Origin of the sequence: Asanoa hainanensis (assembly GCF_900188485.1) — a bacterium.
Lineage (GTDB): Bacteria > Actinomycetota > Actinomycetes > Mycobacteriales > Micromonosporaceae > Asanoa > Asanoa hainanensis.
On record NZ_FZPH01000008.1, the window covers coordinates 208,351 to 231,724 of the forward strand.

The window sequence follows — 23,374 nt, forward strand, 5'->3', positions numbered from 1 at the left end:
GCCTGGACCCGGGCCTGGACCCGGATCCGGACCTGGACCTGGACCCCGACCCAGGGGTGGACCCGGACCCGAACCTGGACCCGTGTGTGGTCCCGGATCCGGACCTGGACCTGGACCTCGACCCAGCGGTAGGCCCAGAGCCGAACCTGGACCCGCGTGTGGTCTCGGATCCGGACCTGGACCAGAGGGTGGGCCTGGGCCCGGATCCGGACCCGCGAGCCTCGCCGCACACCCGGAAGAGGGCTCCACCCGCGCGCCGCGCGTCGGCGCGGCGGAAGCGTCCGGAATCCGACACGAACTAGCCGGCTTCGTCCATCTCGTCGTCGACGCCGACCCATGCTGGGGTTCGCTGGTCGACAAACTCCACATCACCAACGCCCGCCGTCGCGGCGGCCTAGGGTCGGCTCTGCTTCTTCGGGCGGCCCGACAGGCCATCGAACGCGGCACCGGCCGGGCGTTCTATCTGTGGGTGCAGGAACAGAACACGGCCGCGCAGGCCCCACGGCGGCCACGTGACGGAACGTGCCCGCATCCCGGACCCTGGCGGCGTACCCGGCCGCCTCAACGGCAACCCCATGAAACTCCGTGTGGCCTGGCCCGACGCGAGTCTGGTCGCCCGCCAGACCTGACGGCGTGCCGAACAGCAACGCCGCACCGATCCGCGCTGGCCCAAGGGCGGTTGCTCTTCCGGCGGACCGATGGTTGCGGTTGTTGGTCGTGTGGTCGGTCCCGGGCTGGCCCGGGTGGCTGGCTTCTTCGGTGGACGCGGTGGTACGGGCTGGCGGTGACGTGGCTCGGTCCCGCGCTGTCCAGAGCGACCTCGTCACCCACGGACCGGCCGGCAGCACGGCGCAGCGTTAGGTCCAACGCGAGGCCCCGATGCCGTTCGGCGGGGCCTGCGGGACCGGAATCAACGGGAAAGGCCGCGCCGCCGACAACGTGTCGGCGGCGCGGCCCCAAAAGACAACCCTCAGCGGGCCCGGTTGGTCAGCAGGCGGCGTGGGCTGAGTCGGCCGGCCCGCTCGCGTAGCCGGGACATCGCCGTCACGACCGCGGTCGAGGCATCGACCACCGCCCCCCGCCAACGGCCCAACACCGATGGTGGGAAGACCGCCGCGACCAGGCGGGTGCGGCGGCTTGCCCGGTTGACCAGACCGCGGCGGACCGAGCGGACCGCATCCGGCAGGCCCGGACCCGCCAGCGGGCTGCGGGCGTAGCGCGCCCGCTCCTCGGCCTGGCCCAACAACCGAGCCCCGTCGCCGCCGGTCGGGTCGCCGCGTAGTTCGGCCGTCGCCAGGCGTTCGGCGGTGGCCCGGGGTGTCTCGGTGCGGTCGATCGGGATCCGGAAGTCGACCATGGTGTCCATCAGCTCGTCCCACGCCGCGTGCGCGTGGGCGCGGCTGCGGCGAGCCGCCTCCGTCGTCGGCAGTACCGTCGCGGTGCCCGGCTCCGACGAAACCGCCGCTGCGGTCGCGGCGCGGCGTCGGCGGCGGAGGGTGCCCCGGCGGAACGCCGGCATGCCCAAGACCAGCACAGCCAGCAGGATGGCGCCGGCGGTGTAGAATGGCCACTTCGGGATCGTCGGGGCCGGGCCGCTGGGCAGCGACTCGTTGCCGCCCGGGTCTTCCTTGCCCGGCAGGTCGCTCGAGCTGTCGGATCCGGCGCCCGGTGACGACGACGGGACCGCCGACGGGGTGATCCGTGGCGCGTCCGGGTCGGGGGCGTAGTCGGGGCGGACCGCGCCCGGTACGCCGGTGCGGGGCGTCGCGTCGAACGGCACCCAGCCGTACTCCGGGCCGAAGTAGACCTCGGTCCAGGCGTGCAGGTTGAGGTTCGTCAGCACCATCGCGTCGCCGTCGCGGGAGGTGCCGTTGGTGAAGCCGAACGCCACCCGGGCCGGGATGCCGGCCGCCCGGACCATCCAGGCCATCGTCGCCGCGTACTGCTGGCAGTAGCCCTTCTTGTTGGTCAGGAAGTTGACGATGTCCTCACCAGCGGTGCCGCCCTCGGTCTGGAGCTCGTAGCGGAAGCCGTTGGTCGACGAGAAGTAGCGGTAGATCGCCATCACCTGGTCGTAGGTGTTGGTCTCGCCGCCGACCAGCGAGTCGACCCTGTTCTGCACGAGCTGGACCGACGGCACCTGGGTGAACCGCTTGACCTCGAGGCTGTCCGGGTCGGGCGGGGGTGCGGCGCGCAGGGCCGCCTCGGTGAACGTGCTGTGGATGAAGTCGAACCGGTAGTCCTTGCCGTTGACCTTCGCCTTGTTGGAGAAGACGACCTGCTGGTTCGTGTCGTACAGCCACTGGTTGTCGAGCCCGTCGGTGCCGATCGGGATGCCGTAGGTCGGCGCGTACGACATCTGGAAGTCGGACGAGATCTCGACCTCCGCCGAGTACTGCTCGTAGCTGACCCCCTCGCGGGGCTCCTCGCGCGGGTCCTCGAGCTGCAGCAGGCTGCGGCCCTGCGGCGAACGGCTGCGGAAACCCTCGGAGCTGATGTCGTCGGCGACCGCGAACCGCAGGTAGAACGGGTCGGGGTCGGTGGTCGTCACGCGCGCGAAGGTGACCACGTCGGTCTTGCGGAGCTGGCCGCTGAGCGCGGCGAACAGGTTGACCCGGCCGGGCCGGCCGGAGCCGTCGCCGAGCCCGACGCCGTCACCGGAGCCGCCGTTGAAGCGGGTCAACAGACCAGAGGTCATCCCGGGTACGGCCACCGGCAGCGCGACCGCCGCCAGCACACCGACGATCGCGAGGCGGCGCCCGGCGGCGGCCAGCGGCGACGGCTCCCAGACGTCGACGTCGCGGCCGTCGCCGGTGAAACGGCGGCCGAACCGGCGCACGCCGTCGACCTTGTCGGCGACCAGCAGCCACAGGAAGCCCATCGCGCCGACGACGAACGGCAGGAACGAGACGCTCGTCGGGTAGACGGCGACGGGCACCGAGTAGATGGCCAGCATCGGCAGCCCGGCCAGCGCCGGCCGGCGCAGCCCGACGACGGCCAGGTCGACCATCACGGCGACCGCGCCGATGCCCAGCACGGTGACGAACAGCAGCGGGTCGCGGTCGGGCACCGGGACGGCGAAGGTGCGCATGTCGTCGCCGGACTGGGTGAGCAGGTCGCCGAAGTGCTCCAGCGTCCCGCTCCAGGGCAGGAGGCCGGCGATCTCCTCGCCGCTCGGGAACAGCCAGGTCAACGCCAGCAGCAGGGTCACCACCATGACGACGAACTGCGCCCACACCGGCGCCCGCGCGGTGCGGGCGAGGGTGGCCGCGCCGGCGATCAGGGCGACGGCGATCGTGCACTGGAAGATCCAGGTCCACTGCTCGAAGATCGTGCTCAGGGGTGCGGAGGCCATCAGCGTGGCGACCGCCGCCACGAGCCCCATGTGCCGCCGGCTCCTCATCGCGCCACTCCCAACGTGCCGGCGACCGTTTCGGCCATGGTGGCCCGGTAGGCGAAGCCCTGCGAACCGCGTGCCGCCTGCGGCCAGAGCGCCGGCAGCTTGTCGCCGTGTGCCGCGCCGACGACCCGCCAGCCGCTGCTGAGCAGGCCGAGCGCGGCCGCCTCGCGGGCGGCGTCGGCCTCGACGCGGGCCTCGGGGGCGAGGTTGAGCCAGGTCGACGTGTCGACCAGGACCGCGATGCAGGTCGCGTTGTTGCCGCGCAGGGCGGCCAGCAGCTCGGTCTCGCCGGGCTCCAGCCCGCCCAGCACGGCGATCACGAGACCGCCGTCGGAGCGGCGCCGGACCCGCTCGACCAGCAGCGAGACGTCACCGCGCGGCGACAGCTTGACCTCGGCCAGGTGGTCGAGGAGCGCTCCCTCGCCGCCGACCTCGGACGCGTCGACGTCGACGTTGCCGTCGGTGACGAGCCGCAGCTTGTAGCCCGCCGCGCGCAGGTGGACGGCGATCGAGGCGGCGGCCGAGACCGCCCACTCGAAGCTGGACGTCGGTCCTTCGCCGCGGTGCCCGTGCTGCCGGGTGTCGAGCACCACGGTGGCCCGGCTCTCCCAGGGCTGTTCCTCGCGACGCACCATCAGCTCGCCGACCCGGGCGGTCGACTTCCAGTGGACCCGGCGCAGGTCGTCGCCCCGCCGGTACTCGCGGGTCGCGGCGTCGTCCTCGCCGTGCACCGCGACCGAGCGGGCCCGACTGTCGCCCGTGCCGGCGAACTCGCCGACGAGGCGGACCGGCGGCAGGGGCACCACCTGCGGGATCACGGTGAGCCGGTCGACCGACGGGAACGACCGGGACAGCTCACACAGCCCGAACGGGTCGGTCAGCCGGACCACCAGCGGCCCGACCTCGTATCGGCCGCGGACGTCGGCCCGCACCGTGTAGGCCACGGAGCTGGCCTGGTGCGCGCCGAGCCGTTCCAGCACGACCCGGGGCCGGCTGCCCAACGCGTACGGCAGCCGGTCCTCCAGCAGCAGCGTGCCGGTGGGCAGCCGGGACAGGTTCTGCAGCCGCAGGATCACCCGGGAGCTGGCGCCGACCTGCACGCGGTGCGGCTCCAGCGACCGGCTGCAGGCCAGCTTGTAGCGGCTGCGGCCGACGTAGGCCGCCGCGAGCAGCGGCAGGATCGCCAGCAGGACGGCCACCCGGAGCAGGTCCTTCTCACCGAGGATCAGCGCCGAGAGGGCGGCCGCGCCGCCGGCGGCGAGGAACGAGCGACCGCGCGTGGTCAGCCCGCGCAGCGCTTCGCGCACGTCACATCCTCCGGTAGTCGCCGCGTCCGTCGGTGGACTGTGGGCGCGTGTCGTATGGGGACTGGCTGCGGTGGTGGGGGAGCGGCAGCCGGTGCACGATGTCGGCGACGATCGCGTCGGTCGTGCGGCGGGCGAGCTGGGCGTCGGCGGTCGGGATGATCCGGTGCGCGAGCACCGGCACGGCCAGCGCCTGCAGGTCGTCGGGGAGGACGTAGTCGCGGCTCTCGAGGGCGGCGACGGCCCGGGCGGTGCGGATCAGGTGCAGGGCCGCGCGGGGCGACGAGCCGAGCCGCAGGTCCGGCGCCTCGCGGGTGGCAGTGACCAGGTCGACCGCGTACTGCTTGACCGCGTCGGCCACGTGCACGTCGCGCACCGTGGCGATCAGGCGGCGCACGGTGGCAGCGTCGGCGACGGGCCGCAGCGCCTGCAGCGGGTCGTGCGCGCCGTGTGCGTCGAGCATCGCGAGCTCGGCGGCCGGGTCGGGGTAACCCATCGCGATCCGGGCGGTGAACCGGTCGCGCTGCGCCTCGGGCAGCGGGTAGGTCCCTTCCATCTCGATCGGGTTCTGCGTCGCGATCACCATGAACGGCGTCTGCAGCTCGTACGTGGTGCCGTCGACGGTGACCTGGTGCTCTTCCATGCACTCGAGCAGTGCCGACTGGGTCTTCGGCGAGGCCCGGTTGATCTCGTCGCCGACCACCAGGTTGGCGAAGACCGCGCCCGGCTTGAACTCGAAGTCGTGGTTCTCCTGGTTGTAGACGCTGACCCCCGTGACGTCGCTGGGCAGCAGGTCCGGGGTGAACTGGATGCGTCGCACGGAACAGTCGATCGACCGGGCCAGCGCCTTGGCCAGCTTGGTCTTGCCGACGCCGGGGACGTCTTCGATCAGCAGGTGGCCCTCGGCCAGGAGGACGGCCAGTGCTAGCCGCACCGTCGCCGTCTTGCCTTCGATGACCTGCTCGATGTTGGTCACGATGGCATCGCTGGCAGCTCGGAACTCGGGACCGGGCAGTGGTGCGCCCAGATCGTCCCAGGTCTGCTGTGTCACGGGCCTCCTCCTCGGGGGTGTCGCGGCTACATACACAAGAGCGTTCGGGCCCGTGGTTTGGTTCACCAGGTGCGGGCAGAAATCGGCAGGCCGCCGCAACACCGCCGGCCCCACCCGTCCCATCAGGCTATCTGGATTTTTCGGCGGCGCCGACCCGGCCGCCCCCGCTGTCCAGGATGGGGGGTTTGACCGCGCGAGAGGGCCTTGGTCGGATAATCGGAAACAACGACAAACCACGCGATGAAATGGCGGATCGATACCTTTCACAAACGATCATCGACCACTATCGTGATTCGCCATGGCTTCCCCTCAGGCGGGCGTGAGTCCGCAACCGGCAGAGGGATCCGCATCCCTCGAGAACTTCGGTTACCGCCAGGAGCTTCGGCGTGAGCTCCGGTTCATCGACATGCTGGCGTATGGCCTCGTGTTCATGGTGCCGATCGCACCCTTCGCGATCTTCGGTGCCGTCTTCCAGGTCTCGGGCGGCATGGTCGCCCTCACCTACCTGGTCGCGCTCGTGGCGATGCTCTTCACGGCGAACTCGTACGCGCAGATGGTGAAGGCCTTCCCGATGGCCGGATCCGTCTACAACTACGCGAGCCGTGGAATCGCGCCACCGGTGGGATTCGTCGCGGGTTGGGCGATTCTGCTCGACTACATCCTCGTACCCAGCCTTCTCTACGTTGTCGCGGCATTCTCGATGAACGCGATCGTCACCGCGATTCCGACCGCGGTCTGGCTGGTCGCCTTCGTCGTCGTCAACACCGTCGTCAACTACCTCGGCATCAAAATCACCGCGACCGTGACCCGCTGGTTCCTGATCGCCCAGCTCGTCGTGCTGGCCCTGGTGGTCGTCGTCTTCCTGATCGCGCTCGGCCAGGGCAAGGGCAACGGCCTGTCCGCCGGCACGGCGCTGTTCAACGGTGACCTGTTCGGCTGGTCGCTGATCTTCGCCGCGGTCGGCGTCGCGATGCTCTCCTTCCTGGGCTTCGACGGCATCTCGATGCTGGCGGAGGAGAACCGCGAGGAGGCCAGCAAGATCGGTCGCGCGATGGCCGGCGCGCTGATCGTCGCCGGCGTGCTGTTCGTCCTCCAGACCTGGCTCGGCTCGATGCTGGTGCCGAACCCGGACGGCCTGCTCAACGGCGGACCGGTGGCGGGCGACGAGTTCGCCGCGGCCGCCGAGACGGCCAGCGGGCACTGGATGTACGTGCTGACCTCGCTGGCCACCGCGCTGGCGTGGGGCATCGCGAACGCCATGGTCGCGCAGGGCGCCACCTCCCGGCTGCTCTTCGCGATGGCCCGGGACAAGCAGCTCCCGTCGTTCCTGGCCCGGGTCTCGCCGAAGCACGCGGTGCCGACCAACGCGGTGTTCCTGGTCGCCGGCCTGTCGCTGGTACTCGGCCTGACGCTCTGGTTCACCCGCGAGGCTGATGCGATCGCCGACCTCGGTCGCCTGGTCAACTTCGGCGCCCTGATCGCGTTCATCGTGCTGCACCTGACGGTCTTCTGGTGGTACGTGGTCCGCAACGGCAGCCGCGACTGGCTGCGGCACGCGGTCCTGCCCGCGGTCGGCCTGGCGATGCTCGTCTACGTCGTGGTCAACCAGAAGATCTTCGCCCAGCTGATCGGCGGGATCTGGGTCCTGCTCGGCATCGCCGTGGTCGCCTTCCTTGTCGCCACCAAGCGCACGCCGATGCTGTCGGGCATGTCGGAGGAGACCACGGTGGACCCCGACGACAACCTGACGCCCGCTCCCTAAGATCACCAGCACTGCACGCACACGGAAGGCGGAAGCGTGACCGACGTTCTCCGCTACCGGCCGACGGCCGCCGAACTGAGCTACACGTTCGGCGGCCGTGAGCCGGTGGCCCGCATCAAGTCCGGGGACATCCTGGACACGTACACCGAGGACTGTTTCGGTGGTGTCGTCCGGGGCGTCGGCGACCTGCCCTCGCAGGTCTGCGAGTTCCCCTACCTCAACCCGGTCACCGGACCGTTCTATGTGGAGAGTGCGGAGCCGGGCGACACGCTCGCGCTGCACTTCGTCTCGATCACCCCGGCCCGGGACTGGGCCGTCTCGTCGACGTTCCCGCACTTCGGGGCGCTTACGGCCACGCACACCACGGCGATGCTGCACGAGCCGCTGGAGGAGCGCGTCTGGGTCTACGAGATCGACAAGACCAACGGGCTGGTCCGCTACACGGCCCGCAACAGCGACTTCACCGTCGACCTGCCGTTGGACCCGATGCACGGCACGGTCGGGCTGGCGCCGGGCGCGTTCGAGGCCCGGATGACCATCGTCCCGGACGTGCACGGCGGCAACATGGACACCCCGGAGCTCCGGGCCGGCAGCACCGTCTACTTCGGCGTCAATGTGCCGGGCGCGCTGTTCGCGCTCGGTGACGGGCACGCCCGCCAGGGCCAGGGCGAGGTCAGCGGTGTCGCGGTCGAGGCGGCCATGAACACCGTCGTCGCGGTCGAGCTGATCAAGGGCGTGGCCACGCCGACCCCGCGGCTGGAGACGGACGACCACCTGATGTCGGCGGGTTCGGCGCGGCCGCTGGAGGACGCGTTCCGGATGAGCCAGCACGACCTGGTGACCTGGGTCGCCGACGCCGGCAAGCTGGACGTCCTCGACTCGTATCAACTGATCAGCCAGGCGGGCGAGGCACCCGTGGGCAATGTGTGTGACGCCAACTACACGATGGTCGCCAAGGTGGCCAAGCGCTATCTTCCCTCCGTCGACATGTATCAGGGCGCCCACGCCCGACTGCGCGCCCTCGCCGACAGCTACCGCTGAACGCCGTCGAGGGGGAGGGACGGATTCGGTGCGGCTGCGCGAAGAGCTGTTCGTGCTCGGCTTCGACAGTGGAGGCAAGCCGGCCGTCCACCCCGAGAGCCTCGACATCGGAGTCGCCGGTGCCCGGCTGGTCGAGCTCGTGCTCGCCGGCCGGGTGGGCGTCTCCGGCGGTCGGCTCGGCGTGATCGAGGCGGTGCCGACCGGCGACGCGCAGAACGACGCTCTGCTGGCGGCGATCGTCCGGGCGCCCAAGCCGCCGCCGCTGGCCGGCGCGCTCAGCCAGCTCCGCACCGGTGCGGGCGACGCCGTGCGGGCCGACCTGCTCGCCGAGGGCGTCCTCACCAAGGTCGCCCAGCGCCGGCTCGGCCTGGTGCCGGTGACCCGTTACCCGGTCGACGAGACGGTGGTCCGGTCGATCACGGTGCGGATGTGGTACGCGGCACACGGCCGCTCGCAGCCCGACGAGCCGACCGCCGCCCTGTGCGGCCTGGTGCACGCCGTGCTGCTGCACGACCACGTCTTCGTCGCGATGCCGCTGGCCGGGCTCGACCAGCGGCTGCGGGAGATCCGGGGCAAGCTGTCGGACCCGGTGCGGGAGATCGTCGATGCGGTCGGCCGGACGGTGGCGAGCGCGGCGTTCGCGATCTATCGCTGACCGGGGTATCATGCCCCCATGGCCAGGGCCTTCCTGCTCCTTATCGAGCCGTGCTGACGCGCTGACGCGACCGGCACGGCTACCCCTCCTGCGTGAGGGGCTTTTTTATGCCCAGAATTTGGCCCCGTTCACCCCCGCGCGACGCGGTGCTGGCCCTGACGACGAAAATACCGAGGTGGCGAACATGAGCGAGGCAGCCGAGCGTCCCGACCAGGACGTCCCGCCGTTCCGGTACACGGCGGCGCTGGCCGGCGACATCGAGCAGCGGTGGCAGGACTACTGGGAGGCGCGGGGCACGTTCCGGGCGCCGAACCCGGTCGGCGAGCTGGCCGACCCCGAGCACCCGCGGGCCGGCGCGCCCAAGATGTACGTGCACGACATGTTCCCGTACCCGTCCGGTGACGGCCTGCACGTCGGTCACCCGCTGGGCTACATCGGCACGGACGTCTACACCCGCTACAAGCGGATGACCGGCTTCAACGTGCTGCACCCGATGGGCTTCGACGCCTTCGGGCTGCCCGCCGAGCAGTACGCGGTGCAGACCGGCACCCACCCGCGGATCACCACCGAGCGCAACATGGTCCGGTTCTGGGCGCAGCTGCGCCGGCTGGGCATGGGCTACGACGAGCGCCGGAAGATCGCGACCAGCGAGCCGGAGTTCTTCCGCTGGACCCAGTGGATCTTCCTGCAGATCTTCAACTCGTGGTACGACGCCGCGGCCGGTAAGGCCCGGCCCATCGACGACCTGATCGCGGAGTACGCGTCGGGCACCCGGCCGGTCCCCGGCGACAAGGCCTGGGCCGACCTGTCGGGGGTGGAGCGGCGCGCGCTGCTGGACGAGCACCGGCTGGCGTACGTCTCGGAGGCGCCGGTCAACTGGTGCCCGGGGCTGGGCACCGTGCTGGCCAACGAGGAGGTCACCCCCGACGGCCGCAGCGAGCGGGGCAACTATCCCGTCTTCAAGCGCCGGCTGAAGCAGTGGATGATGCGGATCACCGCGTACGCCGACCGGCTGGTCGACGACCTGGAGACGCTGGACTGGCCCGAGCCGGTCAAGATGATGCAGCGCAACTGGATCGGCCGCTCGACCGGCGCCCACGTCGACTTCCCGTTCGAGACCGCGGCCGGCGCCTCGGGTGAGATCACGGTCTTCACGACGCGGCCGGACACCCTGTTCGGGGCGACCTACATGGTCGTCGCGCCGGAGCACCCGATCGTCGACACGCTGACCGCGGCGCACTGGCCCTCGGGCACCCACGCGCCGTGGACCGGCGGGCACGAGACGCCGGTGCAGGCCGTCGCGGAGTACCGGCGGGCCGCCGCCCGCAAGACCGAGGTCGAGCGGGCCGCCGAGGCGCGCGACAAGACCGGCGTCTTCACGGGCACCTACGCGGTCAACCCGGTCAACGGCGCACGGGTCCCGGTGTTCATCGCCGACTACGTGCTGGCGGGCTACGGCACCGGCGCGATCATGGCGGTGCCCGGCCAGGACGAGCGCGACTGGGAGTTCGCGGAGGTCTTCGAGCTGCCGATCATCCGCACGGTGCGGCCGGCCGACGGCTTCGACGGCAAGGCGTACACCGGCGACGGCCCGGCCATCAACTCGGCCGCACCCGACCGCGGCCTGGTGCTGGACGGCCTGGGCGTCACCGAGGCCAAGGCGACGATGATCGCCTGGCTGGAGTCGCACGGCGCCGGCGTCGGCGCGACCACGTACCGGCTGCGCGACTGGCTGTTCAGCCGCCAGCGTTACTGGGGCGAGCCGTTCCCGATCGTGTACGACGAGACCGGGCTGCCGGTCGCCCTGCCCGACTCGATGCTGCCGGTCTCGCTGCCCGAGGTCGACGACTTCGCGCCGCGCACCTTCGACCCGGACGACGCGGCCAGCAACCCGGAGACGCCGCTGTCCCGGGCCCGCGAGTGGGTCGACGTCGAGCTGGACCTGGGCGACGGACCCAAGCGCTACGTCCGCGACACCAACACGATGCCCAACTGGGCCGGCTCGTGCTGGTACTCGCTGCGCTATCTGGACCCGCACAACGACAAGCAGGCCGTCGATCCCGAGAACGAGGCCTACTGGATGGGCCCGCGGCACGAGGGCGACTGCGGCGGTGTCGACCTGTACGTCGGCGGTGTCGAGCATGCCGTCCTGCACCTGCTGTACGCCCGGTTCTGGCACAAGATCCTGTTCGACCTGGGTCACGTCTCGTCGTTCGAGCCGTACCGCCGCCTGTTCAACCAGGGCTACATCCAGGCGTACGCGTTCCGCGACGAGCGCGGCATGGTCGTGCCGGCCGAAGAGGTCGAGGACCGCGACGGCCACTGGTTCCACGAGGGCGTCGAGGTGCGCCGCGAGTACGGCAAGATGGGCAAGTCGCTGAAGAACGTGGTCACGCCGGACGAGATGTGTGAGGCCTACGGCGCCGACACGTTCCGGGTCTACGAGATGGCGATGGGCCCGCTGGACGTCTCCCGCCCCTGGGAGACCCGCGCCGTGGTCGGTGCGCAACGATTCCTGCAGCGGGTCTGGCGCCTGGTCGTCGACGAGGAGAGCGGTGTCACCCGGATCAGCGACGAGCCGGCCGACGAGCCGACCCGGCGCGTGCTGCACCGGATCATCGACGGCGTCCGCGTCGACCTGGACGACCTGCGCTTCAACACCGGCGTGGCCAAGCTGATCGAGCTGACCAACGCCCTGACCGCCCTGGGCGGCCCGGCCCCGCGCGAGGCCGTCGAGCCGCTGGTGCTGATGACCGCGCCCTTCGCCCCGCACGTGGCCGAAGAGCTGTGGCAGCGGCTGGGGCACACGGAGTCGCTGGCCTACAGCGACTTCCCGGTGGCCGACCCGGCGCTGCTGGTGGCCGAGGAGGTCACCTATCCGGTCCAGGTCAACGGCAAGGTCCGCGGGCGCGTGTCGGTGGCCGCCGACGCCGCCGAGGACGAGGTCAGGGTTGCGGCTCTGGCCGCGGTCGACGACGCACTGAGCGGCAAGGCGCCGAAGAAGGTCATCGTCATCAAGGGCCGAATGGTCAGCGTCGTCGTCTAAGGCAAAGTCAAGATCTGAAGATTGATGTCCCGGGTCCGTCGGAGGCGCCACCGTCGCTCCCGCCGGACCCGGCCTTCGTCGTTGGTCGCGCAAACCCGTCCCGCGACCGGTTCCGATCCGCGTTGACGGGGGCGTTCGTGGTTGGTCGCTCGACCCCCGTCCCACGACCGGTCGCGTGCCTTGCTGTCGCGTTGTGGTTGGGCTGCGTGGTCGCTCGCCACATCGCGCGCTTCGGTGTTTGTGGTCAGCTGCTGCCGCTCGGCGACCCGGTCGCGTGCTGCTGGGCCGACCCCGTTGTGCGACGCGGCGGCTGGTGGTTAGTCGTCTCGGCCCTGCCAGGTCGTGATGCATGCTTCGTTGCCCTCTGGGTCGGCCAGGATCCAGAACGCGGGGGCGTCTTTGGCCGAGACCAGGCGGCCGCCGGCTGACAGGGCCGTGGATAGGCGGTGTTCGGCTTCGTCGTGGGGGACGCAGAGGTCGAAGTGGATGCGGTTGCGTTGTGGGCGTGGTTGGTCCATCTGTTGGAACCAGATCGTCGGGCCCTGGCCCTGCGGGTCGATCAGGACGACGTCTGTGTCGGCTTCCGGGGTGTAGCCCAGTAGCGCTGCCCAGAACGGGCGGATCGCCGCGATGTCCAGCGCGTCGATCGCGATCTCCAGGAGTTGGGTCGACCATGGGTCGGTTTGTCGGCCCACGTCTGACAGCGCGGCTGTGAGACGTCTCGCTAGATCGACGTCGTGGGACGTCACCGTTGCCTGCTTCGGCGACTGCAGTGTGAGGGTGACCCGCGACGGGCGTAGGTCGACGCGTAGGTGGTCGTCGGCCTCGGCGCCGCAGGTCGTGACCGCGAGCGTCGCCACCTCGGCCGCCTGTGACAGCGAACCGACCGCGACACCCGTGCGTAGCGTGCCGAGCAGGAACCGCCAGCCCAGGTGGGTCACCGCAGCCGACGCGTCTTGGCGGCGCAACGTCTCTTCCATGCCCGGGATCGTCGCATGGACCTCTGACAATTCCGTGCGGGGAGACGCGGCTCACCGCGGCGGTGATCACCGACGGGCGGCGAAACCGGAGCCAGTAGGAATAGCGCCATGAGTGCGCGATTTGACGGGCGGGTTGTGCTGATCACCGGTGGCGCTGGTGTGATCGCCGGGGCTACGGCGCAGGCGTTCGCCGAGCGGGGAGCGACCGTCGTGCTGGCGGGGCGCGACGGCAAGAAGCTTGCCGCGGCGGCCGCGCGGCTGGAGGAGGGTGACGGCGAGATCGACTGGGTCGTGGCCGACGTCACCGACAGCGGGCAGGTTGCTGCCTTGGTCGCCGAGGTTGCGAGGCGGCACGGTGGGTTGCATGTCGCGTTCAACAGCGCCGGCGTCTTCACTCCGCCCGCGCCGTTGGCCGATGTGGACGAGCAGGACTGGCAGCGGCACGTCGACGTCAACCTGACCGGGGTGTTCCTCGCGATGAAGCACGAGATCAGGCACATGCGGGCCAACGGTGGCGGCGTGATCGTCAACATGGCCTCCAACATCGGGGCGCACGGCCGGCGGCCGGGCATCGCGGCCTACGCGGCGACCAAGGCCGCCGTCAGCGTGCTGACCCGCACCGCCGCCCGGGACCACATCGGTGACGGCGTCAGGATCAACGCGGTCAGCCCGGGCGCCAGCGACACCCCGATGTCCTTCCGCCCCGGCGAGAGCCGGGAGGACCGCGATGCCCGCATCCGGGCCACCGTCCCCGCGGGCCGGGTCAGCGAGCCCCGGGAGGTCGCGCAGGCCGTGCTCTGGCTGGCGTCCGACGAGTCCAGCTTCGTCGTCGGCCACGACGTGGTCGTCGACGGCGGCACCACCGCCTGACCACGATGGACTGGTCACTGAGAACCGCGACCGCGGCCGACGTCGAAAAGATCGCCGAGCTGCGGGCGATCGTGCTGCGCCCGGACCTGGAACGCCTGGGCCGGTTCGACGAGCACCGCGTACGCCAGCGGTTCAGGGACGGCTTCGAGCCGCGGCACACAAAGATCATCGTGGTCGACGGCGCCTTCGCCGGCAGCATCGCCCTGCGCCCCGCGGACGACGGCCGATGGCTGGAGCACTTCTACATCGGGCCCGCCCGGCAGGGCCAAGGCCTGGGCGAAGCCGTCCTGCGGAGCGTGCTGGACGAGGACCCGATCCGCCTGAACGTGCTCCAGGGCAGCAGGGCCCGCCGGCTCTACGAGCGCCACGGCTTCACGGTCGAGCGGGAGGATCCGATCGACGTGTGGATGATCCGGCGGAGCGCCGCCACCGCCAGATGATGACCGCCGTGGCGAACAGCCCGAACGACGCCGGCGCCACCGCGAACCAGTTGACGGAACCCGGCGACACCACCGCCGACCCGATGGCCGCATAGCCGAAGGCCGACGGAGTCGAGGCGATCACACTGCCGACCAGGTACGGAAGCAGCCGTGCCCCGGTCGTCCCATAGCCGTAGCTGACCAGCCCGAACCCGCCGATCGGCAACAGCCGAACGGTGATCACCCCGAACACCGACTGCCGCGTGAACCAGCCGTCGAGCCGGGCCAGCCGACCGCGCACCCGAAGAAGGACGAAGTCGCGCCCTAGCCAGCGCCCGACCGCGAAACCCAGCAGCGCGGCCAGGAACGCGGCGGCCAGGGTGTAGCCGGCACCGCCCAACGGACCGAACAACGCACCCCAGGCCACGGTGATCAGCGTGCGCGGCACCAACGCGATCAGCAGCGCGGCGCCCACGCCGACCGCGGCCACCGGCGCGAACGGCCCGAGCCGGTCGACCGCGTCCGGAATAGCCCGCAGGTCTGGCGGCGCCACCAGCAACAGCAGACCGAAGACGCCGAGCAGGGTAATCAGAGCGGCGAACCGGAGCGCCGGATGGCGATGCCAGCGCCGCGGTTCGGTCACGGTGCGACGGCGACCTGGCGCTCGTGGCGCAGGCGGTCGGTCCAGGTGTCGTCGAGCGGCGGCAGGTAGCCCGCTCCGGTCGCCCAGCGCAGCAGCAGGTCCGCGAGCGCGGGGTTGCGGGACAGGGCAGGGCCGTGGGAGTACGTGCCGATCAGGTTGCCCCGCCACGCCCCCTCGCTGGTGCCGTCGTTGCCGATCCCCGTGGTCACCTGCGCCAGCGGCGAGACGCCCGGGCCGAGGTGCGTACGCCCGCCGTGGTTCTCGAACCCCGACAGCGGCGGCAGGCCCAACCGCGGGTCGATCACCCCGTGCAGCTCACCGACGGCCCGGGCGGGGCCGCGGTCGGACTGGAGGTCCAGCAGCGACAGGCCGGGGTAGGCGGCGCCCTTGGCGAAGAAGGACGTGCCGAGCAGCTGGTAGCCGGCGCAGACCGCGAACACCACCGAACCCCGCGCCACCGCCCGGTGCAGGCCGCCGTCGGCGTTGAGTCGCTGGGCGGCCAGCGCCTGCGGGCCGTCCTCGCCGCCGCCGAGCAGGTAGAGGTCGGCGGAGTCGGGGAGCGCCTGGTCGGAGCGGATCTCGATGGTCTCCACCGGGATGCCGCGGGCCCGGGCGCGGGCGGCGAGGATCAGCATGTTGCCGCGGTCGCCGTAGGTGGACAGCAGGTCGGGGTAGATCCAGACGATCCGCAGGTCTTCAGTTGACACGGTCCAGCTCCGCTCGGATGTCCTGGAAGGCGGTGTAGTTGGCGATGACCTCGAGGCGTCCTGGCGGCACCGCCGCGAGCGCGTCGGCGAACGAGGTGACGTGCTCGAACGGGATGCCGTTGACCTGGAGGCGCACCGCCAGGTCGTACGCGCGGTCGCCGGTGATCAGCACGCGCCGGCCGTACAACGGGGCGAAGTCCACGTCGAACAGCCACGACGTGTCGAGGCCGTCGGGGTCCCGGGCGTTGATGGACAGCAGGGTCGGCGCGGCCTCGGCCATGTCGAAGGCCTCGAGCCAGCTCGCCGGGTTCTTGGCGAGCAGCAGCCGGATGAGCCGGCCGTCGCGCTCGACCTGGGCGTAGCGGCCGGCGACCGAGGTGACCGAGCCCAGCCGCAGGACCGCGTCGGCGGGACGGACGCCGAACTGGGCCGCGACGGCGAGCGCGGTGGCCGCGTTGCCGATGTTGACCGTGCCGGGCAGGGAGAGCTTGACCTGGTGCCAGGCGCCGGTCGGGTCGACGACGCCGTCCTCCTCGACCACCCACTGCGGCCGGGGCCGGCGCAGCGGGCAGGTGGTGCACCGCCAGTCGCCGCCGGCCCGCTCGATCGCGCCGCCGCACTCGGGGCAGACCCAGGAGTCGTCGTGCCAGCGCTGGCCGGCGCTGAACCAGGTCACCGAGGCGCAGTGGTACGCCGCCCAGGTCACCATCGGGTCGTCGGCGTTGGCGACGACGTGCACGTCGGGGTGGTGGGCCAGCGCCTCGCGCCACATCTGCGCCATCATCGCCACCTCCTTCGCGCGGTCGAGCTGGTCGCGGGAGAGGTTGAGCAGCGCGACGGCCCGCGGCCTGGTCTCGTCGAGGACCCGGGCCAGGTAGTGCTCGTCGACCTCGAGCACCGCGTACGGCGTGGCGCCGGCCTTGGCCAGCGCCGAGGTGTGGCCCGTCGGCATGTTGGCACCGAACGCGTTGGTGGCCACCCGGCCGGCGCTCTCGAGGGCCGCCACGGTGAGCTTGGTGGTCGTGGTCTTGCCGTTGGTGCCGGAGATCAGCGCCACCGACCGACCCGCGGCGAGGTGCTTGAGCAGCTCAGGGTCGATCTTGAGGCCGATCCAGCCGCCGATCACGGAACCGTCGCCGCGCCCGGCGGCGCGGGAGAGCGCCGCCGCGGTGCGCGACACCGAGCTGGCCACCTTCGCCCGCAGGGGCATTTTCGCGTCCGTCACGCGAGCGAGGTTACCGGACAGGACATAGCACGCGGCTGGTCGCGCGCAGACGTCGGGTCGGGCAAAATGTCCGAATTCAACCCGGGTACCCGAACGAGTCGTGTGCTCATCGTCACTGATCGTTATCACGGACAGCGGATCGGACAGTGACCCACTGTCGGTGACGAATCGGGCACTCCCCGTCCAGAAGGGCAAGTCAAAGCGTGCCAACTTCACCGTGTAGTTAGTCGACTCCAAAGCGTATAACGCCCGATCGGCTACAAACTGAGGGCCGGTCACGTTAACCGCGTGACCACCGTGCCGCATGGGGACACGCCTCACCCCGCTCATCCCCGCGGTGCAGTCGTTGACGTCTAGCCCACGGCATACCAGAGCGGGGATGGGGGGAACCAGCGTCGCCACTCCGCCGCCAGCGGACGGGGCGGACGCCGGGGGTCGACCGGTGCGGCACCAGCCGCGCCTGCACGCCCGGCGGCGCCTTCCGTACGCGTGCCGGAGGGAACTCGTACGTGCTAGAGCTCCGTTCACGCCGTCCGGGGCGGTCGACCGCCCGGGCCAGCAGGATCGTCGCTACCACCGCCGCCGCGTGCCTGTGCGCCGGCCAACTGATCGCCACGTCGCCGGCCCGGGCCGCAGCGGCCGAGGCCGTTTCGCGGCCGGCGATCGCCGCGAGCAACTCGCGGCCGAAACTCCCCTGGGGCAGTGCCGCCACCTTGCGGATCACCGTGACCGACCCGAAGACCGGCAAGCCCGCGGGCGCCGGGACGGCGGTCGCCCTCGAGCAGTGGTCCGCCTCCTCGGGGAGCTGGCGGGCCCGGGGAACCAAGACGTTGTACGCCAACGGCTACAACTGGTTCTCCGTCAAGCCGCTCGCCACCACCTCGTACCGCATCGTGTTCAAGGGTGGTGGTGGGTATGCCAGGTACTGGTCGCCGACCATGCGGGTCACCGTCACGCCGAGCGGCGCGAAGGTGCTCGCGGAAGCCAAGCGCCACGTCGGCAAGCCGTACCGGTACGCGGCCTCCGGGCCGTCGGCCTTCGACTGCTCCGGCTACACGATGTACGTCTACCGCAAGGCGGCGGGCAAGAAGCTGCCGCACAAGGCGAACAGCCAGCAGCGGTACGGCCGGGCCGTGTCGAAGTCGGCCGCCCGCCCCGGTGACCTGATCGTCATCCGCAGCGGCTCGTACGGTACGCACGCCGGCGTCTACGCGGGCGGCGGCTATATGTACGACTCGCCGCACGCCGGCAGCCGGGTGGGCAAGCACAAGATCTGGTCGCGGAACTACGTGGTGCGCCGGCTCGTCTGACGTATCTCCGTAGCGATTTCCCGTGGGGGCACGACGGCCAGGCCGTCGTGCCCCCACTTCGCTCCACCGCGGTGGAAGAAAGCCCTCCACCAAGCCCCGAGAAGCCCCCGAAAGTCGGTAACGGGTGTGGCTAACGAGGCGATTGCGCAAATCGTTACGCCCGCAATGGAGCTTGTCGGCATTTGGACAAGCGGTGGCCCGGCTCGGCCCTCCACTCCGCCCCACCGCCTTCGACCTGCGGTTTTACGCGCGGGGCGGCGGGATGTGAAGGCGGATTCTGGTTGCGGGTGGAGGGAAGTGGAGTAGAGTGGGGATCAATGGCGGGGCCGGGAGGGTCCGCCGGCCTCGGGTGGACCGCGAATCCGCCCGCCGCGCGAGGGGGTGGGCCGAATGTTTCTCGGCACGCATACCCCACGCCTGGACGAAAAGGGCCGGTTGATCCTGCCGGCGAAGTTCCGGGACGAGTTGGCGGGAGGTGTCGTGATCACCAAAGGGCAGGAGCGCTGTCTCTACGTCTTCCCGACGCCCGAGTTCCAGCGGATCGCGGGTCAGTTGCGCGAGCAGCCGATGACCCACAAGGCCGCACGGGCCTACAGCCGGGTCTTCTTCGCCAGCGCGCATGACGAGGTGCCCGACAAGCAAGGTCGGGTCACCATCCCGGCACACCTGCGGGAATACGCGGGTCTGTCCCGAGAGCTGGTCGTGATCGGCGCCAGCACGAGGGTCGAGATCTGGGACAAGCAGGCCTGGGACACCTACCTCGCGGAGAGCGAAGACGACTTCGCCGACATCGAGGAGGGGGTGCTGCCCGGCGGACTGTAGGGCGACGTCGCACCGGGTTCCGCGAAAACCCGGTACCGCCGCCGTTCGCCCGCCGTACCGCGAGATCTCCACCCGCTCCGTCCCTGGCGTCCCTTCCCCGGTGCCAGGCATGGGGGCGGATGGGGATCTGGCGGTACGGCGAGCGATGCAGCCGTCTGGCACGACGGAAGACGGCGGGTCACTGGGGGGACAACCGATGCAGGAGCCACGCGGCACGCACGTGCCGGTGCTGCTCGAGCGGACGCTCGAGCTACTCGCTCCGGCGCTCGGCCGTCCGACCCGGCAGGGCCCGCGCGTCCACGTCGACGCCACCCTCGGTCTCGGCGGGCACGCCGAGGCGATCCTTTCCGCGCACCCCGACGTCCTGCTGATCGGGCTCGACCGCGACACCGAGGCGCTGGCGGCGTCCCGGCAGCGGCTGGCCCGCTTCGACGACCGCGTCCGGCTGGTGCACGCCGTCTACGACGACCTGCCCGAGGTGCTCGACGACCTCGGCATCGCGGCGGTCGACGGGGTGCTGATGGACCTCGGCGTCTCCTCGCTCCAGCTCGACGTGCCCGACCGGGGCTTCGCGTACGCCCAGGACGCGCCGTTGGACATGCGGATGGACCAGACCCGGGGCATCACGGCCGAGACCGTCGTCAACACCTACAGCCCGGGGGACCTGATCCGGGTGCTGCGGGTGTACGGCGAGGAGAAGTTCGCCAACCGGATCGTGGACGCGATCGTGCGCGAGCGGGCCAAGGAGCCGATCACGTCGTCGGCGCGGCTGGCCGAGCTCGTCCGCGACGCGATACCGCAGGCCGGCAAGCGGACCGGCGGGCACCCGGCCAAGCGCAGCTTCCAGGCGTTGCGGATCGAGGTCAACGGCGAGCTCGACACGCTGGAACGGGCGGTGCCGGCGGCACTGGACGCGCTCGACCTGGGCGGCCGGATCGTCGTGCTGTCCTACCACTCGCTCGAGGACCGGATCACCAAGCGGGCGATGGCCGCCCGGGCCCGGTCCACCGGGCCGATCGACCTGCCGGTCGAGCTGCCCGGCACCGGGCCGACGCTGCGCCTGCTCACCCGGGGCGTCGAGCTGCCCGACGACCACGAGGTGACGACCAACCCGCGGGCCGCGTCGGTGCGGCTGCGGGCGGCGGAACGGATCGATCCCGACGCGGTCACACCAGACCGGCCACGCCGGGTCAAGGCATTGCACCAGCCCGCCGCGCGAACGGCGGGTCGGACCGGAGGCGGCGACCGCCGTGCTGCGGCCGCGGAGTCCCACGAGGACGACGAGAACCAGGGGGAGGGAACATGACAGATCAGAAGCGCGCACCGCGGTCGGGGGGCCGGACCACGGAGCGCCAGGTCGGGCGGGGCATCCGCGCCCACCGGACGGACCCGCGCGCCGCGCGGCAGTTCCCGACGGAGGGCACTGCCGCCCTGCGTCCGAAGGAGCGGACGACCGCTCCCGCGGCGGGGGTGCCGCGGCTGAAGGTCGCACCGCCGCCGCCCGTGACGGGTCCGCGCGTGCCGTTCGTCGCGCTGATCCTGCTGCTGGTGGTCGGTGGCGTGCTCGGCATCCTCGTGGTCAACACGAAGATCGCCGAGAACGCGTTCCGGGTGGAGAAGCTCAAGGAGACCGGTAGCGCACTCGATCTGCAGGAGCAGGAGCTGCGGCGGGAGATCGCGCAGGCGCAGGCGCCGGGCAACCTGACCGCCCAGGCCCGCAAGCTGGGCATGGTCGGCGGCGGTGACCCGGCGTACATCCGGCTCCAGGACGGCAAGATCATCGGTATTCCGAAGCCGGGCGCGGGCGCGCCGTCGGTGACCAGCGACCAGGGGCGGTGAGCGTGCCGCCGCGGACGCCGGACCCGCGGCGCGATCCGTCCGGGGCGCGCCGGAACCCGCCCCGCGCGGGCCGGCCGGCCGACGACGACGGACCCGCCCCGGCCCGCAGTGGCCGGGGCGGGATCTTCGAGGCACAGGCCTACACGCCGCGCGGGCGCACGGTGCGGGAGCAGGCCCGGACGCGTACGCCCCGGGCCACCCCCGAGAAGCCGGAAAAGCAGGAGAAGACCGGGCAGCCGACGCTGCGGGTGGTCGACGGCGGCCGGGCCGACGAGCCGCGCGCCCCGCGCAAGGCGGCCGCCCCGACAGCGCGCACCGGCACGGCCGCGCGATCCGGGACACGGTCCGGCGCGGCCGCCGGGACCCGCTCGGGCAGCACCGCCGGCACGCGGTCAGGCACGGGCGCTGGAAGCCGGTCCGGCGCCCGCGGGGCGGGCTCTGTCCGCACCACCCAGGCGAAGGCATCCCGCGGTGACGGCGCCGCGACGCCGCGCCCGAGGACCCGCACCACCGCCGGCGGCGGCACCCCGCCGCGGCCGCCGCTGCGCCGCAAGCCGCGCACGCGGCCGAAGCTGGCCGACCCGAACCGGCGGCTCCGGCTCGGCGCCTTCCTCGCGCTGGCCATGTTCGCCTGCATCGGCATCCGGCTGGTGACGCTCCAGGTCCTGCCGACGCCCGCGTACGCCAACGGCGGCATCCAGGACCGGCTCCGCTCGGTCACCCTGTTCGCGTCCCGCGGCGGCATCTACGACCGCTCCGGCGTGCCGTTGACCCACAGCGTCGAGGCGCGGCACGTCTACGCCGACCCGGAGATGGTCGAGAACGCCCCGGACGCGGCGGCCAAGCTGTCGCCGCTGCTGGGGATCTCCCGCTCCGAGCTCGAGAAGCGGATGGCCAAGCGCAAGCTGCCGGGCGGGACCCCGTCGACCTTCGCCTGGCTGGCGCGCGGCGTGCCGATCGAGAAGGCCCAGCAGGTGATGGCGCTCAACATCGCCGGCATCGGCATCGGCCGCGACGAGCGCCGGGAGATCCCGGGCACGGACCTGGCGGCCAACCTGATCGGCTTCACCGGCGAGGACATGAACGGGCTCGAGGGCCTGGAGATGCGCTACGACGAGTTGCTGCGCGGCACCAACGGCAAGCACCGCTTCGAGGCGGGCGCCGGGGACCTGGACATCCCGATCTCCGGTGGCTTCGACGAGGTGGTGCAGGCCAAGCCGGGCGGCTCGTTGACGCTGACCATCGACCGCGACCTGCAGTACGAGTTCCAGCGCTCGCTCAGTGAGAACGTGCTGGCCCGCAAGGGCACGATCGGCGCGGCCATCGCGATGGACATCAAGACCGGCGAGGTGCTCGCCCAGGCCAGCCAGCCGACCTACAACGCGGCCGACTGGCAGAAGTACGACGCCGCCGACCGGGAGGACGCGGCGACCTCGTTCGTCGTCGACCCGGGCTCGGTGCACAAGGCGATCATCTTCGGCGCCGGCCTCGAGGAAGGGGTGATCACCCCGAAGACGGTCTGGAAGATCCCGTCGACGATCACCAAGGCGGACGTGACGTACGAGGACACCCACCCAGCCGGCGGCAAGAAGATGTCGATGGCCGGCGCGCTCGCGTACTCCTCGAACGTCACGACGATCAAGATCGCGGACAAGCTCGGACCGCAGAAGGTGTACGACTACCAGCTCAAGTTCGGCCTCGGCAAGCCGACCGGCGAGGGCATGCCGGGCGAGGCGGCCGGGCACGTGCTGCCGCCGGACGAGTGGAACGGGTCCTCGCCGGGCTCGATCCCGATCGGGCACAGCGTCGACGTGACGCCGCTGCAGATGGCCGCGGTCTACGCGGCGATCGCCAACGACGGCAAGTGGATCCAGCCGCACCTGATCAAGGACACGGTCACGGGCGACGGCCGGCACGTCGCGCCGCCCGCGCCGGAGACGCGGCAGGTGATCAGCCCGCAGCACGCGGCCGAGCTGCGCAACCTGATGGAGGCGGTGACCACGATCCCGGACGCGACCGGCGTCTCGGGCCGGATCAAGGGCTACCGGGTGGCGGGCAAGACGGGCACGGGCAAGCGCGTGGTCGACGGTGAGTACGCACCGGGTGACGTGGCGTCGTTCATCGGCATGGCGCCGGCCGAGGCACCCCGGTACGTGGTCGCGGTCTTCGCGTACACCCCGGGCGGTGGTGGCGGCGACGTCGCCGGTCCGGCGTTCCGCGAGATGATGCAGTACACCCTGCAGCACTACCGCGTCCCGCCGAGCACGAAGTCCGCCCCCAAGTACACCGCGTTTCCGTAG

19 protein-coding genes are annotated in these 23,374 nt (G+C 71.5%); 12 read left to right on the forward strand and 7 right to left on the reverse strand.

Features of this window, described 5'->3' with window-relative positions; genetic code table 11:
• Window positions 1–82 precede the first annotated feature (82 nt).
• Window positions 83–1,030 (forward strand): GNAT family N-acetyltransferase, encoded by a 948-nt coding sequence (locus tag CHC05_RS43465; protein WP_179266300.1) that lies wholly within the window; start codon window positions 83–85, stop codon window positions 1,028–1,030.
• Here the strand turns inward: CHC05_RS43465 and CHC05_RS21070 are convergent.
• From CHC05_RS21070 to CHC05_RS21080, 3 genes are read right to left on the reverse strand one after another with little or no spacing between them, the layout of a single operon-like run.
• Window positions 971–3,403 (reverse strand): transglutaminase TgpA family protein, encoded by a 2,433-nt coding sequence (locus tag CHC05_RS21070; protein ID WP_089251443.1) that lies wholly within the window; start codon window positions 3,401–3,403, stop codon window positions 971–973. The genes CHC05_RS43465 and CHC05_RS21070 overlap by 60 nt on opposite strands.
• Window positions 3,400–4,707, reverse strand: coding sequence for a DUF58 domain-containing protein (locus tag CHC05_RS21075; RefSeq protein ID WP_089251445.1), 1,308 nt, complete (start codon window positions 4,705–4,707; stop codon window positions 3,400–3,402). Before CHC05_RS21075 ends, CHC05_RS21070 begins: the two co-directional genes overlap by 4 nt.
• Window position 4,708: 1 nt before the next feature.
• A complete protein-coding gene (locus tag CHC05_RS21080; protein ID WP_089251447.1) occupies window positions 4,709–5,755 on the reverse strand; it encodes an AAA family ATPase in 1,047 nt (348 codons plus the stop codon).
• Between the two features lie 298 nt (window positions 5,756–6,053).
• Here CHC05_RS21080 and CHC05_RS21085 point away from each other — a divergent pair, with 298 nt between their 5' ends.
• From CHC05_RS21085 to leuS, 4 genes are all read left to right on the forward strand, one after another.
• Window positions 6,054–7,517, forward strand: coding sequence for an APC family permease (locus CHC05_RS21085; RefSeq protein WP_089251449.1), 1,464 nt, complete (start codon window positions 6,054–6,056; stop codon window positions 7,515–7,517).
• A gap of 36 nt (window positions 7,518–7,553) precedes the next feature.
• Window positions 7,554–8,558: an acetamidase/formamidase family protein gene (locus CHC05_RS21090; protein WP_089251451.1), complete on the forward strand. Its 1,005-nt coding sequence runs from the start codon at window positions 7,554–7,556 to the stop codon at window positions 8,556–8,558.
• Window positions 8,559–8,586: 28 nt separating this feature from the next.
• On the forward strand, window positions 8,587–9,213 hold the full coding sequence (locus CHC05_RS21095; protein WP_179266301.1) for a GOLPH3/VPS74 family protein: 627 nt from the start codon (window positions 8,587–8,589) through the stop codon (window positions 9,211–9,213).
• Between the two features lie 184 nt (window positions 9,214–9,397).
• The gene (gene leuS / locus CHC05_RS21100) at window positions 9,398–12,259 is read left to right on the forward strand and encodes a leucine--tRNA ligase (RefSeq protein WP_089251665.1); all 2,862 of its coding nucleotides are present in this window, start codon (window positions 9,398–9,400) and stop codon (window positions 12,257–12,259) included.
• A gap of 317 nt (window positions 12,260–12,576) precedes the next feature.
• Here the strand turns inward: leuS and CHC05_RS21105 are convergent, their stop codons facing one another.
• Window positions 12,577–13,239 carry a VOC family protein gene (locus CHC05_RS21105; RefSeq protein ID WP_089251455.1) on the reverse strand — a complete coding sequence of 221 codons (663 nt, stop codon included), beginning with the start codon at window positions 13,237–13,239 and terminating at the stop codon, window positions 12,577–12,579.
• A 108-nt stretch (window positions 13,240–13,347) separates the two neighbouring features.
• Here CHC05_RS21105 and CHC05_RS21110 point away from each other — a divergent pair, with 108 nt between their 5' ends.
• Entirely contained in the window at window positions 13,348–14,109 is a 762-nt protein-coding gene (locus CHC05_RS21110; protein ID WP_089251457.1) for an SDR family NAD(P)-dependent oxidoreductase, read from the forward strand.
• Window positions 14,110–14,114: 5 nt separating this feature from the next.
• Window positions 14,115–14,549 (forward strand): GNAT family N-acetyltransferase, encoded by a 435-nt coding sequence (locus CHC05_RS21115; protein ID WP_089251459.1) that lies wholly within the window; start codon window positions 14,115–14,117, stop codon window positions 14,547–14,549.
• Here CHC05_RS21115 and CHC05_RS21120 read toward each other — a convergent pair.
• Genes CHC05_RS21120 through CHC05_RS21130 form a run of 3 tightly spaced genes read right to left on the reverse strand, consistent with a single transcriptional unit; the run spans window position 14,482 to window position 17,088 of the window.
• Window positions 14,482–15,258, reverse strand: a complete 777-nt coding sequence (locus tag CHC05_RS21120; RefSeq protein WP_089251667.1) for a TVP38/TMEM64 family protein — start codon at window positions 15,256–15,258, stop codon at window positions 14,482–14,484. The two genes, CHC05_RS21115 and CHC05_RS21120, sit on opposite strands and share 68 nt — an antisense overlap.
• Entirely contained in the window at window positions 15,168–15,878 is a 711-nt protein-coding gene (locus tag CHC05_RS21125) for a type 1 glutamine amidotransferase (RefSeq protein WP_089251461.1), read from the reverse strand. Before CHC05_RS21125 ends, CHC05_RS21120 begins: the two co-directional genes overlap by 91 nt.
• A complete protein-coding gene (locus CHC05_RS21130) occupies window positions 15,868–17,088 on the reverse strand; it encodes a MurT ligase domain-containing protein (protein WP_089251463.1) in 1,221 nt (406 codons plus the stop codon). Before CHC05_RS21130 ends, CHC05_RS21125 begins: the two co-directional genes overlap by 11 nt.
• 524 nt (window positions 17,089–17,612) lie before the next feature.
• On the opposite strand from CHC05_RS21130, the gene CHC05_RS42570 reads away from it, so the two are divergent.
• The 5 genes from CHC05_RS42570 to CHC05_RS21155 all read left to right on the forward strand — a co-directional run bounded on the left by CHC05_RS42570 (window position 17,613) and on the right by CHC05_RS21155 (window position 23,374).
• Window positions 17,613–18,413 carry a C40 family peptidase gene (locus CHC05_RS42570; protein WP_245871103.1) on the forward strand — a complete coding sequence of 267 codons (801 nt, stop codon included), beginning with the start codon at window positions 17,613–17,615 and terminating at the stop codon, window positions 18,411–18,413.
• Window positions 18,414–18,803: 390 nt separating this feature from the next.
• Window positions 18,804–19,235 (forward strand): division/cell wall cluster transcriptional repressor MraZ, encoded by a 432-nt coding sequence (gene mraZ / locus CHC05_RS21140; RefSeq protein ID WP_089251465.1) that lies wholly within the window; start codon window positions 18,804–18,806, stop codon window positions 19,233–19,235.
• Between the two features lie 196 nt (window positions 19,236–19,431).
• Entirely contained in the window at window positions 19,432–20,541 is a 1,110-nt protein-coding gene (gene rsmH / locus CHC05_RS21145; protein WP_089251467.1) for a 16S rRNA (cytosine(1402)-N(4))-methyltransferase RsmH, read from the forward strand.
• Complete coding sequence (gene ftsL / locus CHC05_RS21150) at window positions 20,538–21,074, forward strand: cell division protein FtsL (protein WP_089251469.1); 537 nt, start codon at window positions 20,538–20,540, stop codon at window positions 21,072–21,074. Before rsmH ends, ftsL begins: the two co-directional genes overlap by 4 nt.
• Complete coding sequence (locus CHC05_RS21155; RefSeq protein WP_425426816.1) at window positions 21,071–23,374, forward strand: peptidoglycan D,D-transpeptidase FtsI family protein; 2,304 nt, start codon at window positions 21,071–21,073, stop codon at window positions 23,372–23,374. Before ftsL ends, CHC05_RS21155 begins: the two co-directional genes overlap by 4 nt.